This window comes from Yersinia enterocolitica subsp. enterocolitica (assembly GCF_901472495.1).
Lineage (GTDB): Bacteria > Pseudomonadota > Gammaproteobacteria > Enterobacterales > Enterobacteriaceae > Yersinia > Yersinia enterocolitica.
Genome location: NZ_LR590469.1, coordinates 2,794,119 through 2,807,806, shown reverse-complemented (window position 1 = coordinate 2,807,806; position 13,688 = coordinate 2,794,119). Strand labels below are relative to the sequence as shown.

The window sequence follows — 13,688 nt, the reverse complement described above, 5'->3', positions numbered from 1 at the left end:
AAACATAATTGGAAGCCAGAAGGTTAAGGAGAACCATGAATAAACGACTTATGGCCATTCTGGCGGCGCTATTGCTGCTAGTGGTGGTGGCGTTCCAGGGCGTTGATAATGTCACTGCCCGTGATATTGGTCAGTCGCCGGATCTTGAGCGCCCGCGGTTATCGGTTCCTGCCTCTATTGAGCAACTGACTCAGCACCAACAAGTTGTTAAATATTTGCAATCTCATCACCGCCTGCCGGATTTTTACATTACCAAACAGCAGGCGCGTGAAAAGGGCTGGAACCCAAAAGAAGGGAACTTGTGTAAGGTGCTACCGGGAAAAGCCATCGGCGGCGATCGTTTTTCTAATCGTGAACGCCAACTACCTGAAGCCAAAGGCCGCAACTGGCGTGAAGCTGATGTAAATTATCGTTGTGGGCATCGTGGTTCTGATCGGTTGCTCTACTCCAATGACGGCCTGATTTATCTAACTCAGGATCACTACAAGCATTTCATTCGGATGGAGTGAAAAGATGGTAAAAGTGGTATTCGATTTTGACCATATACCTGATCTTCCTGCTTTTTACCGCGCATTTTCCGAAAAATTTGCGCTGAGTGAAAGTTTTGGTGCCAATCTGGATGCGCTGTGGGATGTGGTAACAGGCGAGATAGCTTTACCGGTAGAGATTGAATTTATTCATTTCAATCACCGCCGGAAACGCCGTTTTGGGGCAATAGTTTTATTGTTCGAAGAGGCGGAAGAGGAGCTGGCGGGCAGCTTACGTTTCAATATTGCTTAATCAGGCTATTTTACTTGCCATCTTGAGCTTGGGCAGTGCTCGAACTCCTCACGTACTACAACATGTACGCTCTGGGTTCTGCGCGCTGTCCGCACTCAAGCTGCCTGCGACAATTATGCCTGATTGAATAGGCTCGTCTGCCGCCCGATGATTACTGCTTCTCTGCCAATTCACGCAGATACTGGAAGATCTGGCGATATGATTTCGGCGGCTTATTCGCTGCTTTCTCTTTCTGGGCATTACGCACCAGGCTACGCAGTTGCTGGCGATCAGCTTCTGGATACAATTCCAACACGGTTGGAATGACATCATCGCCTTCTTCAACCAAACGGTCGCGCAGTGTTTCCAATTTATGGAATAGCGAGACTTGCTGGTTATGACGGTTTTTCAGCTTATCCAGCGCGGTTTGAATCGGCTCAACATCGCGGGCGCGCAGCATTTTACCAATTAACTGAATTTGGCGGCGGCGGCCTTCTTTCTTGATTTTCTGTGCCAATTCAACGGCAGCCAGCAGATCCTCATCTAACGGGATCTTCTCTAGCGCGTTTTTACCCAGCTCAACCAGCTCGGTACCAAGATCTTTCAGCGCTTCGGCATCACGTTTAATTTCACTTTTACTGACCCAGATAATTTCATCGTCATCGTCGTTTTTATCTTCTGGGACTTCATCTAGCCAGTCTTCGGGCTGTTTGTTCATGGTCAAATTCCTTAAAAAGAGGCTAATCGTAGCAGGTTGTTGGCTTTCTGCGAAATTGTGCAAAGATCTCTGATAGACTCAGAACCATGGTGTTCTCTATTTTATCCGTGTAAGTCGTTTCATTACGACACTTTCCTGAACGATTATCTCATTAATTATGGCAGACTGATGAAAGTAGTCACTCAAGTTGCAGAACAGCGTAAAACGCTGGAACAAGCTGTTGCACAGGCTTTGGAATTGGCCCGCGCGGGTTCTGATGCGGCCGAAGTTGCCGTCAGTAAAACCACCGGAATCAGTGTCAGCACCCGCTTTGGCGAAGTGGAAAACGTGGAGTTCAACAGCGACGGTGCGCTGGGAATTACCGTTTATCACCAGCAGCGTAAAGGCAGTGCCTCCACCACCGATTTAAACCCAGATGCGGTTGCCCGTACAGTACAGGCCGCATTGGATATCGCTCGTTATACCTCCCCAGACCCTTACGCTGGCCCGGCTGAAAAATCGCTGCTGGCTTTTGACGCGCCGGATTTGGATTTGTTCCACCCGAGTGATTTAGATGCAGAGCAAGGTATCTTGCTGGCTGCTCGGGCAGAACAAGCGGCATTGCAGGCTGACAAGCGGATTACCAATACGGAAGGTGGTAGTTTTAACAGCCATTACGGAATTAAAGTATTCGGCAATAGCCACGGTATGTTGCAGAGCTATTGCTCTAGCCGTCATTCACTCTCCAGCAGTGTGATTGCCGAGCATAATGGGGATATGGAACGAGATTACGCCTATACCATTGGCCGCCGAATGGAAGATTTAGCCAGCCCGGAATGGGTGGGTGAAGAGTGTGCTCGCCGTACTTTATCCCGCTTATCGCCGCGTAAGTTGCCTACCATGCAGTCGCCGGTGCTGTTTGCCGCAGAAGTGGCAACTGGCCTGTTTGGGCATTTGGTATCGGCCATCAGCGGCGGCAATATTTATCGTAAATCCACTTTCTTACTCGACCACCTCGGCAAGCAGATTTTACCTGAGTGGCTGACGATTGAAGAGCATCCACATTTACTGCGTGGTTTGGCTTCGACGCCATTTGACAGTGAAGGTGTGCGTACGCTGCAACGTGAAATCGTCAAAGATGGGGTGCTGCAAACCTATCTGCTGACCAGTTATTCTGCCCGTAAATTGGGGCTGCATAGCACCGGACACGCGGGTGGCATCCATAACTGGCGTGTTGCCGGTCAGGGGCAGGACTTCGCGGGAATGCTCAAGCAATTGGATAAAGGTTTGGTGGTAACTGAATTGATGGGCCAGGGGGTTAGCACCGTGACCGGTGATTACTCGCGTGGTGCGGCCGGTTTCTGGGTCGAAAACGGTGAAATTCAGTATCCGGTCAGCGAGATAACTATCGCTGGCAACCTGAAAGACATGCTACGTAACATCGTCAGCATCGGCAGTGACATCGAAACGCGCAGTAACATTCAATGTGGCTCTATTTTATTACCTGCCATGAAGATTGCGGGTGAATAATAGATTGTTGCTGTAAATCTAAAGCTGGCCTCTGTTGCCAGCTTTTTTTGGTCTGAATCCCACCCCCATCCCATTTCCTAACTGATTACAAAAAATCATTGTCAGATTGCTCCTGCATTGCCTATGTTATGTATGAGCAATGTAATAGTAATGTGCCGTGATTTAACAATAATTATAAGGAATGTGAGCATGAATAAGAAAATAATGACCTTGATGGCTGTGGCATTGTTGTGTGCCAGTAGCCTGGCTATGGCAGCGAGTGTGGCTGATAATATGGACACTATTGCCGAGAATTACGGCAAAGTGCTGAAAGCTGATTCTACTGATGTCATCAAGAAAGGCTTACAGGCAATGCGGGTGGCAGCACTTGATGCGCAGAAAGGGATCCCTACCAAATTGAAAAATAAAGCCGAGGATAGCCCTGAGGTGAAAGATTTTCGCCACGGTTTGGATTTATTGATTGGGCAGATTGATGGCGCACTGGCATTGGCCGATCAAGGCAAGCTAGATGAAGCTAAAAAGGCGGCACAAGACTTTAAACCGACGCGCGATACTTATCACAAAAAGTACCGCTGATCGGGGAAAGAGGGTAATGGTTTTAGGTCGTTACCCTCATAACATCAATTAGCGGTGATATTTACCGGCAGCTTCTGGCTGGTACAGCAATTCCAGCACCGTAATGCGGGCTTCATCCCCACCCGGTAATTTCCAACTTATTTCGTCATTAACATGCAATCCCAACAATGCTGCACCTAAAGGCGCCATGACGGAGAGTTGCTCGTTGCTGTCTTTCAGCGAGGCTGGGTAAACCAGGGTGCGAATATGTTCTTCCTGGCTATTCAGGTCACGAAAACGCACGCGACTGTTCATGGTCACTACATCAGCCGGGATAGCATTCGGCGGCAGAATTTCTGCACGATCCAGTTCTTCATTGAGCGCTGTTGCGACCACTGAACCGGCAAAGGCCGGTTGCGCCAGTAACGCATCCAAACGTTCAGCATCCAGCTCGTTAATCGTGATGGTTGGCTTGGTCATACTACTCTCCAATTCAATTTCAACAAAACATATACCCGTCATGCTGCAAGCTGCATGTGTGTTAGCTGCGCTCAATAACCCGAATCACTTACAACACAGTAAGCTCATCGGAATTATCTCCCTTGCCGCCTTCCTGCAACTCGAATTATTTAGGGTATAAAAACAACACCCCCACGCCATAGGAGAGGGGGTGTTAGAAAATAGCTTAATATTAGTCTGATATTAGGCTCTTCCGGCTAGAAAAGAAAGAGATCCGGATCACGAACTTTTTTCCGCTACCCGCTTTCGCCGTGCATTTATATAAAAGTTATTTTGTTGTTAATGACTAAGTTAGCTATCTAACATCGCTATTTGCGAAAGTGATCCCTTCGCTCTATTACATTTCCACTTTGAACTGGAAAAAATGCCGCTACACAGCTATTCCGCTTGCAGGTAGGGTGATGTTATCGCGCAGAGGTAAGGCCGAATAAATAACTGAACTTATCTTTGCAGTCATAGAGTTGTAGCCGCAAGGAATAGAGGATTGCTAGCGTGAATGATGTAGCCGCATTGAATGCAGCCGAAGACCCTGGAATGAAAGAGGCCATTATCATCACAGAGCGGGTATTAGCTGAAATTACCGCGATGTTAAATGCCGAAAATATTTTTACCAATGCAGTTCAACAACAGATGTTGACATCACACATTCGGGCTATGGTGTTGCGCTCAATAACAGGCGAGCCGTTACCTGAAGTGGATAAATCATTATTTGATGAGATTTCAGCACATTCGATGCAAATGGCACAACAGGTGGTCGATAAATTTCCTAATTTACCCATTGAAGAAGCTTATTTGTTGTCGGTGCATTTTGAAGTAGCGAAAGATAATAACCCATAAAATACTGATCTGGAGAAAAGACTATGAGTCAAATTACCGTTGTGATTGGCGACCGTTTAGGAAAAGGCCAGAAAGTCGGGCAAGGCGTTGAATTGGCTGGTGGCCGCGTGGTGGTTATTCCCGGTGTGGCCGCAGATATGAAACTGGGTGATGTGATGAATAGCGAAAAAGCAGATTTCGGTATTTCATTCTGTGGTAGTGGTGGTGCTGGTGCAATCACTGCGCAAAATAAATATGGCTACAAAGCAAAATACGGCATGCGTTCAGTGGAAGAAGGTGTGACGGCAATAAATGAAGGCTGCAAGGTATTAGGCTTCGGATTTATGGATAAAGAAGAGTTAGGGCAAAAGCTAGTGGAAGCCTATATCAAGAAATATGGTCAGCCGTAATGAAAGAGCAATATACCACTCAGGTGCAAGTAAAAGGCAAAGGCGATACTAAAGGTAAAGCCTTCGCCAATGCACTCGGTAATGTCCAGAATACGGTGTTGAAGTCGACACAAAATATTTTGCTGCGGATTGAACCACAAGACGTAAAAGTATTAAAAGCTGAGTTATCAGTCAAAAATGAAAAGTTTTTATTCTTTTTCCTGCCGCGGGAAAGAAAAACCTACAGTGTCGAATTAGATATTACCGTGAGTGTGACAATCATTAATACAGATAAGGTCGTCTTCATATCTAAATGAAAAGGATATACTGATGTTTCTAATCATTCTTTTTAAGTCGATTATTATCGGCGGACTGGTCGGCGTGGGGGTTGGTGTTGGGGCCGCCCGTATGTTCCATGCACCGACCATCCAGGGAATGGGGGCGTTTCGTACTTTGGGCGAGTTAAACTCGTGTGAGGGTGATCCAGCTTCGCATTTCTCCTTTGGATTAGGGTTCTTCTTCAACGCCTGGGCCTCTTCAGTGGCAGCAGGTGCTTTTACTCAAGACGTTGACCACCGCATTATTCCTAACTGGGGTGCCGCAGCATTGATGATTAAAAATCGCAATGTGGCGGAAACCATGCATAACCCGAAAAGGATGGCGATTGCCTGCGGAATTATCGGGGTTATTGTAGTCAGTTTCTTAAATACCACAGCATCAGCCGTTCCTGCAGCATTGCAAGTCACGGCAATTAAAGTGCTGGTACCGGCGGCAAATATTCTGGTTAACACTGTGATGCCGGTTATTTTCTGGTTAGCTGCAATTGATGCAGGGCGTCGCTCTGGTTTCTGGGCCACTATTTTCGGCGGTTTGGCGCAGTTAATTATGGGTAACGCAGTACCTGGCCTGGTTTTGGGTATTTTAATTGGGAAAGGTGTTGAAGAAAGTGGCTGGAATAAAGTCACTAAAATCATGATGACAGTGATTGTGCTGTTATTCGTGCTCAGTGGTTTCTTCCGCGGATTCGATCTTAAATTCCTGGAATCATTCAGTCTGAGTGCACCAGTATGGCTCGATACTATTCATAACGCATTAAGCGGAAAATAACACAGCGAGAGGAGCTTGATGATGGATGAACAAACCAAGAATAATTTCTGGTATGCCGACTGGTCATTTCCGATCTTTGTAGGATTATTATCCTCCGGCGTATTTGCGGGTACTCATATGTATTATTTATATGGGATCGGCGCATTTAACGAAGTCGCTTTTGTTTCAATGCTACGTGCGGGGATGGACACCGGTGTTTATGGTGCAGTTGCAGCATTTGGTGCCAGCTTCTTATTCGCCCGAATTATCGAAGGTTCACTGGTAGGTATTTTAGATATCGGCGGTGCTATTCAAACAGGTGTGGGTTTGGGTGTGCCAGCATTATTGCTGGGGGCCGGATTTGTCTTCCCGGTTGCTAATTTCGCAGCCTCTTTGGCTACTGGCCTGATTATTGGTTTAGCTATCGGTTATCTGATTATTTTGGCGCGCAAATTCACTATTAACCAAAGTAATTCAACCTACGGTGCTGATGTCATGATGGGGGCAGGTAATTCATCTGGCCGTTTCTTGGGGCCATTGATTATTTTGTCTGCTATTACTGCGTCAATTCCAATTGGGATTGGTTCTTTGGCCGGCGCATTACTGTTTTATCTCTGGAACAAACCTATTACTGGTGGCGCAATTTTGGGGGCCATGATTCTAGGTTCTATTTTCCCAGTCGCCATTTCCTAATCCACGGAGTAAATATTCAAATAACAGGATATTTACTCCGCTGCGACGTCAAGTAAGAAGGTCATTTACCCAAAGTAATTGGCGATGCAGCAAGGCAGCAAATGAATGCATCCCGATGAGCTTACATAAGTAAGTGATTCGGGTAAGTGAGAGCAGCTAACACCGCTGCGACGTCAAGTAAGAAGGGGAACATAATGTATGACTTTATTATTACCGGAGCACTATTAGTTGACGGTCATCAGGTTGATATCGCAATTAATAACGGAAAAATAGTCGCGGTCAGTGCGGCTATTACTGAAGATAAAGAAAATCAGACAAAATCTCAGATTTATTCCGCTAAAAAAGTGTTGGATTTGGCGGGGAAATATTACCTCAGTGCCGGTTGGATTGATTCCCATGTCCACTGTTACCCCGCATCACCTATTTATCATGATGAGGCTGATTTAGTCGGGGTTGGCAGTGGCGTCACCACTGTGGTGGATGCGGGTAGCACCGGTGCCAATGATGTGGACGATTTTTACCGCTTAACTCGTGCGGCTAAAACCCATGTTTACGCTTTTCTGAATATTGCGAAAACCGGCATTGCGACACAAAACGAATTAGCCGATATGGCGCAGATTGATAAGCAAAGTGTGACTGAGGCGATAGCGCGCAATCCCGGTTTTATTCTTGGCATTAAAGCGCGTATGAGCAGCAGTGTAGTCGGTAAAAATGGCATCAAACCCTTGCTGCGCGCTAAAGAAATTCAGCAAGAAAACAATCAGTTGCCGCTGATGGTGCATATCGGTAATAACCCACCGGATCTGGATGAAATTGCCGACTTATTGACTCAGGGCGATATTATTACTCATTGCTATAACGGCAAACCGAACCGAATTTTGACGCCTGCTGGCGCACTACGTGAGTCTATCCAGCGGGCACTGAAACGCGGCGTATTGTTAGATGTGGGTCACGGCAGCGCCAGTTTTAGCTTTGATGTGGCTGAGCTTGCTATCAAGCAAGGTATTTATCCGCACACTATCAGTTCCGACATTTATTGCCGCAACCGCCTGAACGGGCCAGTTCATAGTCTGGCGACCGTGATGTCCAAATTTTTCACCCTCGGTCTGAGCCTTGAGCAAGTCATTCGCTGTGTGACAGAAAATGCCGCGCATGCCCTGCGCCTGACCGATAAAGGGGTATTGGATACAGGCTATGATGCTGATTTCACTATTTTTGAGCTGAAACAGCAACCTCAAGTATTCAATGATTCTGAAGGGAAATCGGTAACCGGTGAGAAGTATCTGGTGCCACTGGCTGCAGTCGTCGCCGGTGACTTAGTATTAACTGATGAAGGGAAGTCAAAAGATGTCTTCAGTCTATGAAAAATACCAGTTAAAGCATGTGATTAATGCTTCTGGCCGCATGACGATGCTGGGGGTTTCGACGCCACGCCAGGATGTGGTCGAAGCTGTAGAGTTGGGCCTGAATCATTACTTTGTCATGAAAGATTTAGTGAATCAGACCGGCGCTTATATTGCGAAGTTACTGAATGTAGAAAGTGCCGTGGTGGTGTCTTGTGCTTCGGCTGGGATTGCCCAGTCGGTCGCGGCCGTGATTGTCAAAGACAACGCCAATTTGCTGGTGAATCTGCACGCCGCGCCGCGCACTGTGCCCCATGAAATTGTTTTACCCAAGGGCCACAATGTTAACTTTGGTGCGCCAGTCGATACTATGGTGACATTGGGTGGCGGCAAAGTGGTGGAGGCGGGCTATGCCAATGAGTGCCTACCAGAACAGCTGGAAGCGGCGATCACGCCGAATACTGCGGCAATCTTGTATATAAAATCCCATCATTGTGTGCAAAAAAGCATTCTGTCTGTTGAACAGGCGGTGGTAATTGCACGCAAGCATCAACTGCCATTAATTGTTGATGCAGCTGCGGAAGAAGATTTGCAGTGCTACTACCAAATGGGCGCTGATTTGGTGATTTACAGCGGAGCCAAAGCGATTGAAGGCCCAACCAGTGGCTTAGTGTTGGGCAAAAAAATCTATGTGGATTGGGTGAAATTGCAATCAAACGGCATCGGTCGGGCAATGAAAGTGGGTAAAGAGGGCATCCTTGGCTTGACCCGCGCTATCGAAAGTTACATCACGCTGGAGAAAGAAACTGGCCAGCAGATGATAGAGAAAATGACGCCGTTTATCAGCCAGTTGAATACCATTGATGGGGTTTTAGCCAAAGTGGTTTGGGATGCGGCGGGGCGCGATATTGCCCGCACGGAAATCAGTTTTGATGAAACTAAAATTGGCCGTTCGACGCCCGATTTGGTTGATGCGCTAAAAAATGGCGATATCGCTATTTACTTCCGTGCTTACAAAGCCAACGAAGGCAAGATTGAGGTAGATGTGCGCAGTGTCACGCCAGCGCAACTTGAGACTATTTACACCTGTATTAACCGCCTGGTTAAAGGAGCCTAACCAATGAAACTGACCCCCAATTATTACCGTGACCGAGTGTGCTTGAATGTGCTGGCCGGTTCTAAAGACAATGCGCGCGCGATTTATCAGGCTGCTGAAGGGCATGTGCTGGTGGGTGTGTTATCGAAGAATTACCCGGATGTCGACAGTGCCGTCAAAGACATGCGTGAGTACGCAGCCCTGATCGACAATGCTTTGTCGGTGGGGCTAGGTGCGGGTGACCCCAGGCAGTCGGTGATGGTGAGTCAGATTTCGCAACAGGTACAGCCACAGCATGTGAATCAGGTATTTACCGGCGTCGGTGCCAGCCGTGCCTTGCTAGGCCAGCACGATACTGTGGTCAATGGCCTGATATCACCGACTGGCAAAGTCGGTTATGTGAAGATTTCAACCGGCCCACTCAGTTCACAGCAAAAAGACGCGATTGTGCCGGTCACTACCGCCATTGCGATGTTGAAAGATATGGGCGGCAGCTCGGTAAAATTCTTCCCGATGAATGGGTTGGATTCTATTGATGAATATCGGTTTGTTGCCGAGGCTTGCGCAGCAACTGGTTTCTGGCTGGAGCCAACCGGCGGTATTGATCTGGATAATTTCGAACAAATTGTGCAAATCGCGCTGGATGCGGGTGTGACGAAAGTTATCCCGCATATCTATAGCTCGATTATTGATAGCAAGACCGGCAATACCCGCCCGGAAGATGTGAAAACATTATTGGATATCGTGAAAAAGATAGTGCAATAACCCACTAATTTACCTGTTAAAAACTCAGTATCGGCGGAGGTAGGTGTGGCGGTTTGGTTTGGCGCGACACCTACCTTCTGGTAGCTCTTCTCTATGAGTAAGGACCAACATGCATAACTGTTCAACAGATTCTGGTTTGAAAGACCTGTCCGCAGGTATTGCTCTGGCTATGGTCGCGCTGTTTAATCCACTGGCGCATGCGGCACAGCCTGGCAATCAGTCTTTTGCTTATGTCGGTACTTATAATCCCAACGGGGAAGGGGTTTACCGGTTCTTGGTTGATACTAAATCGGGTGAATTAAGTGAGAAAACGCTGGTTAGCTCACTAGCGAATCCGGCACAACTGGTGGTGGATGCTGAGGGGAAAACCTTATACGTCGCCAGCGAGGTTGCGGATTTCAATGGCGGTAAGCATGGGGCGATTGCCGCTTACAGCATTAATCCAACTGATGGCAGTTTGACATTGATTAATCAGGTTGATTCTCAGGGCGGCGGGCCGGTGTATCTCTCATTAACGCCATCGGGCAGCCATTTACTGGTCGCTAACTATATCAGCGGTTCGGTGGCGGTTTTCCCGGTACAAAGTGGCGGTAAACTCTCTGACGCCAGTTCAGTCGAGCAAGATGAAGGCCCGGCGGGCGCGGCAAAACCTGCGGCTGCGGTGGAAGGGAGCTTTGCCAGCAGTGACCACAATGGCCCACATGCACATATGATAGCCAGCTCACCGAGTGGCAAATTCGTGTTCTCCACCGATCTGGGGTTAGACAGAATTTATCAATACCGCTTTGATGCGGATAATGGCAAATTGATACCGAACTTGCCGCCGTTCATTGATGCCTCATCTGCCGGTGCTGGCCCACGGCATTTTGTGTTCCACCCTAACGGCAAAACACTATTCTTAATCAACGAAGAAGCCTCAACCCTCACCAGCTATCAGTTGGATACAGAAAAAGGTACGTTGAAACAGCGATATACTCTGTCGTCACTCCCAGCTGATTATCGCGGCACCAACTTTGCAGCGGGCCTGACGCTCTCGAAAGACGGCAAATTCCTGTATGTCGCGAACCGTTTGCATAATAGTATCGGCCAATTTGCAGTGACAGCTGACGGTGAATTTAAGCCAGTTGAGGAAGTATGGACACGGGGCGACTACCCGCGCACGCTGGTGCTTGATCCTACGGGGCACTATTTATACGCCCTGAATCAACGCAGCGATAACATAACGCGCTTTAAAGTCTCTCCGCAAAGTGGCAAATTGACCTTTGTCCCAGGCTATACCGCCGTTGGCAGCCCATCGCAAATGGTGTTCGTCCCAGCCGCACAGAAAAAATGATATGAGGTACGCGCCCCCTGCGGCCATGCTGGCAGGGGGCAGCAATATGTTCTCAATAATGGAGTGGAGCAGTGAGATTTCCCTATCAACGCCTGGCCTATATGTTTGATGCACTGCAATCGGAAACGCTACCTCAGGAGGAGTTGGCGAAACGTTTTGCGGTCTCGACACGTACTGTTCGGGCTGATATTACGGCGTTGAATGAGATTCTGGAGCATTATGGCGCGCACTTTGTGCATAATCGTGGTTTCGGTTATCGGCTGATGGTGGAAGATGCCGACCGCTTCCGTAGCCTACAGCAGCAAAATCGTAAGGTGCATCTGACGCCGCGCACCGCCAATGAGCGGGTGCATTATCTGTTAATCCGTTTTTTGACCTCTGCCTTTTCATTGAAGCTAGAAGATTTAGCCGATGAATGGTTTGTCAGCCGTGGCACATTGCAAAATGATATGGCAGAGGTGAGAGAAAGGTTAAACCGCTATCATTTGACCATCGAAACTAAGCCTCGTTATGGTATGAAGTTGTTTGGTTCTGAGCTGGCTATCCGTACCTGCCTGACAGATTTACTGTTCCAATTACAATTGCAAGATACTGATAACCCGTTATTAAAAAATGAGTTTTTAAGTATCCAAACCATTCCAGAATTGACGCGGTTGCTGCATGAATTACTCGCGCAATATGCCGTACGGTTAACCGATGAAGGCGAGCAATACCTGATTTTCTACTGTGCGGTGGCAATAAAGCGTATCACCGACGGTTATCCCTTATCTGATTTTGATGCCGAAGATGTGGATGAGGCGGTTAAGTTAGCCTCGGGCCGTTTGGCTACTGAGCTTAAATTGCTGTCAGGAAAAGATATTTCAGCTGCCGAAGAAGCTTATTTACGTGTGAATATTGCCGCCCGCCGGGTGCAGGCCAGCCAGTTAAATACCAGTCGACCGAGTGAAATCAATGCCGATGACGAAGAGACGCTGGTGGACTACATCCTTTCGTACATTAATGCTCACTATAACTACAATTTGCAGGGCGATAAGCAGCTGCGGGTTGATTTACTCACCCATATCAAGACCATGATAACCCGGGTGAAGTATCAGATTACGATTCCTAACCCATTGTTATCAAATATTAAACAGCACTATCCGATGGCCTATGACGTCACATTGGCGGCGGTTTCCAGTTGGGGAAAATATACGCCTTACAGCTTAAGTGAAAATGAAATTGGCTATCTGGTGTTGCACATAGGGGTAGGTTTGGAGCGCCATTACAACATTGGTTATCAGCGCCATCCACAGGTGATGCTGGTGTGTGATACCGGTAATTCCACTACCCGAATGATTCAGGCGCAGATCTCGCGTAAGTATCCACAAATTGTGATGACTCAAACCATTTCCCTGCGTGATTACGAAAATCTTGACCATATCGACGAAGATTTCATTATTTCTAATTCGCGATTAACGGAAAAGAACAAGCCGGTAGTAGTGATGTCCCCCTTCCCGACGGAATATCAGTTAGAGCAGCTGGGTAAGTTGGTCTTAGTTGATCGTACCCGGCCTTACATGCTGGAAAAGTTTTTTGATAGTCAGCACTTTATGATTATCGACCAGCCGATGACGCAGGAGCAGTTGTTTAAAAAAATCTGTAGCCAGTTGGAAGAAGAAGGTTTTGTGGATGCAGATTTCTACCCGTCAGTGGTGGAGCGAGAAGCGATTGTCTCTACCATGCTGGGTGAAGGGATAGCATTGCCACATTCACTGGGCTTATTAGCCAAGAAAACAGTAGTGGTCACTTTGTTGGCACCTAATGGCATTGCCTGGGGGGATGGCGAAGTGGCTCATGTCATTTTCCTGTTAGCTATCAGTAAAACCGATTATGAGGAAGCGATGGCGATTTATGACTTGTTCGTCACCTTTGTGCGTGAGCGCTCGATGAGCCGTTTATTGAGCAGCCAGCATTTTGATAGTTTTAAGGCTATTGCGATTGATTGTTTGAGTCGAATTTAATTCATATTTTATTTTTATCCGATTAAGTGAGTGAGCGACTCGGTGGTGTTATACGGTGATGAGTTCGGTTGTTAATACCGTTCCTGAACCCATATCAACCGAACCGA

Annotated in this window: 16 protein-coding genes; 14 read left to right on the top strand and 2 right to left on the bottom strand. The window is 47.5% G+C overall.

Features of this window, described 5'->3' with window-relative positions; translation table 11 throughout:
* The first annotated feature begins 35 nt into the window (after window positions 1-35).
* Complete coding sequence (locus FGL26_RS13380; RefSeq protein WP_005174314.1) at window positions 36-509, top strand: ribonuclease; 474 nt, start codon at window positions 36-38, stop codon at window positions 507-509.
* Window positions 510-513: 4 nt separating this feature from the next.
* Complete coding sequence (locus tag FGL26_RS13375; RefSeq protein ID WP_005174312.1) at window positions 514-780, top strand: barstar family protein; 267 nt, start codon at window positions 514-516, stop codon at window positions 778-780.
* A 151-nt stretch (window positions 781-931) separates the two neighbouring features.
* On the opposite strand, the gene yjgA is transcribed toward FGL26_RS13375, so the two are convergent.
* On the bottom strand, window positions 932-1,477 hold the full coding sequence (gene yjgA / locus FGL26_RS13370; protein WP_005174310.1) for a ribosome biogenesis factor YjgA: 546 nt from the start codon (window positions 1,475-1,477) through the stop codon (window positions 932-934).
* Window positions 1,478-1,645: 168 nt separating this feature from the next.
* On the opposite strand from yjgA, the gene pmbA reads away from it, so the two are divergent.
* Window positions 1,646-2,986, top strand: coding sequence for a metalloprotease PmbA (pmbA, locus tag FGL26_RS13365; RefSeq protein ID WP_005174309.1), 1,341 nt, complete (start codon window positions 1,646-1,648; stop codon window positions 2,984-2,986).
* A 189-nt stretch (window positions 2,987-3,175) separates the two neighbouring features.
* Window positions 3,176-3,562, top strand: coding sequence for a cytochrome b562 (gene cybC / locus FGL26_RS13360; RefSeq protein ID WP_005174308.1), 387 nt, complete (start codon window positions 3,176-3,178; stop codon window positions 3,560-3,562).
* Window positions 3,563-3,610: 48 nt separating this feature from the next.
* Here the strand turns inward: cybC and rnk are convergent, their stop codons facing one another.
* Entirely contained in the window at window positions 3,611-4,021 is a 411-nt protein-coding gene (gene rnk / locus FGL26_RS13355) for a nucleoside diphosphate kinase regulator (RefSeq protein ID WP_032912879.1), read from the bottom strand.
* A 531-nt stretch (window positions 4,022-4,552) separates the two neighbouring features.
* Between rnk and FGL26_RS13350 the strand changes: the two genes are divergently transcribed.
* The 10 genes from FGL26_RS13350 (at window position 4,553) to FGL26_RS13305 (ending at window position 13,581) form a co-directional block, all read left to right on the top strand.
* Entirely contained in the window at window positions 4,553-4,897 is a 345-nt protein-coding gene (locus FGL26_RS13350) for a glycine dehydrogenase (RefSeq protein WP_005174305.1), read from the top strand.
* A 23-nt stretch (window positions 4,898-4,920) separates the two neighbouring features.
* Window positions 4,921-5,286 carry a glycine-rich SFCGS family protein gene (locus FGL26_RS13345; protein WP_004392359.1) on the top strand — a complete coding sequence of 122 codons (366 nt, stop codon included), beginning with the start codon at window positions 4,921-4,923 and terminating at the stop codon, window positions 5,284-5,286.
* A complete protein-coding gene (locus FGL26_RS13340; RefSeq protein ID WP_005174302.1) occupies window positions 5,286-5,582 on the top strand; it encodes a DUF4312 family protein in 297 nt (98 codons plus the stop codon). Before FGL26_RS13345 ends, FGL26_RS13340 begins: the two co-directional genes overlap by 1 nt.
* Before the next feature lie 13 nt (window positions 5,583-5,595).
* The gene (locus FGL26_RS13335; RefSeq protein WP_005174296.1) at window positions 5,596-6,372 is read left to right on the top strand and encodes a DUF4311 domain-containing protein; all 777 of its coding nucleotides are present in this window, start codon (window positions 5,596-5,598) and stop codon (window positions 6,370-6,372) included.
* 21 nt (window positions 6,373-6,393) lie between these two features.
* A complete protein-coding gene (locus FGL26_RS13330) occupies window positions 6,394-7,044 on the top strand; it encodes a DUF4310 family protein (RefSeq protein WP_005174295.1) in 651 nt (216 codons plus the stop codon).
* A 194-nt stretch (window positions 7,045-7,238) separates the two neighbouring features.
* Window positions 7,239-8,408 (top strand): amidohydrolase/deacetylase family metallohydrolase, encoded by a 1,170-nt coding sequence (locus tag FGL26_RS13325; RefSeq protein ID WP_005174294.1) that lies wholly within the window; start codon window positions 7,239-7,241, stop codon window positions 8,406-8,408.
* Complete coding sequence (locus FGL26_RS13320; protein WP_005174293.1) at window positions 8,392-9,504, top strand: DgaE family pyridoxal phosphate-dependent ammonia lyase; 1,113 nt, start codon at window positions 8,392-8,394, stop codon at window positions 9,502-9,504. The genes FGL26_RS13325 and FGL26_RS13320 overlap by 17 nt, the downstream gene beginning before the upstream one ends.
* Window positions 9,505-9,507: 3 nt before the next feature.
* Entirely contained in the window at window positions 9,508-10,248 is a 741-nt protein-coding gene (dagF, locus tag FGL26_RS13315; RefSeq protein ID WP_005174290.1) for a 2-dehydro-3-deoxy-phosphogluconate aldolase, read from the top strand.
* Window positions 10,249-10,357: 109 nt separating this feature from the next.
* Window positions 10,358-11,581, top strand: a complete 1,224-nt coding sequence (locus FGL26_RS13310) for a lactonase family protein (RefSeq protein ID WP_005174287.1) — start codon at window positions 10,358-10,360, stop codon at window positions 11,579-11,581.
* Window positions 11,582-11,652: 71 nt separating this feature from the next.
* The gene (locus FGL26_RS13305) at window positions 11,653-13,581 is read left to right on the top strand and encodes a BglG family transcription antiterminator (RefSeq protein ID WP_005174285.1); all 1,929 of its coding nucleotides are present in this window, start codon (window positions 11,653-11,655) and stop codon (window positions 13,579-13,581) included.
* Window positions 13,582-13,688 lie beyond the last annotated feature (107 nt).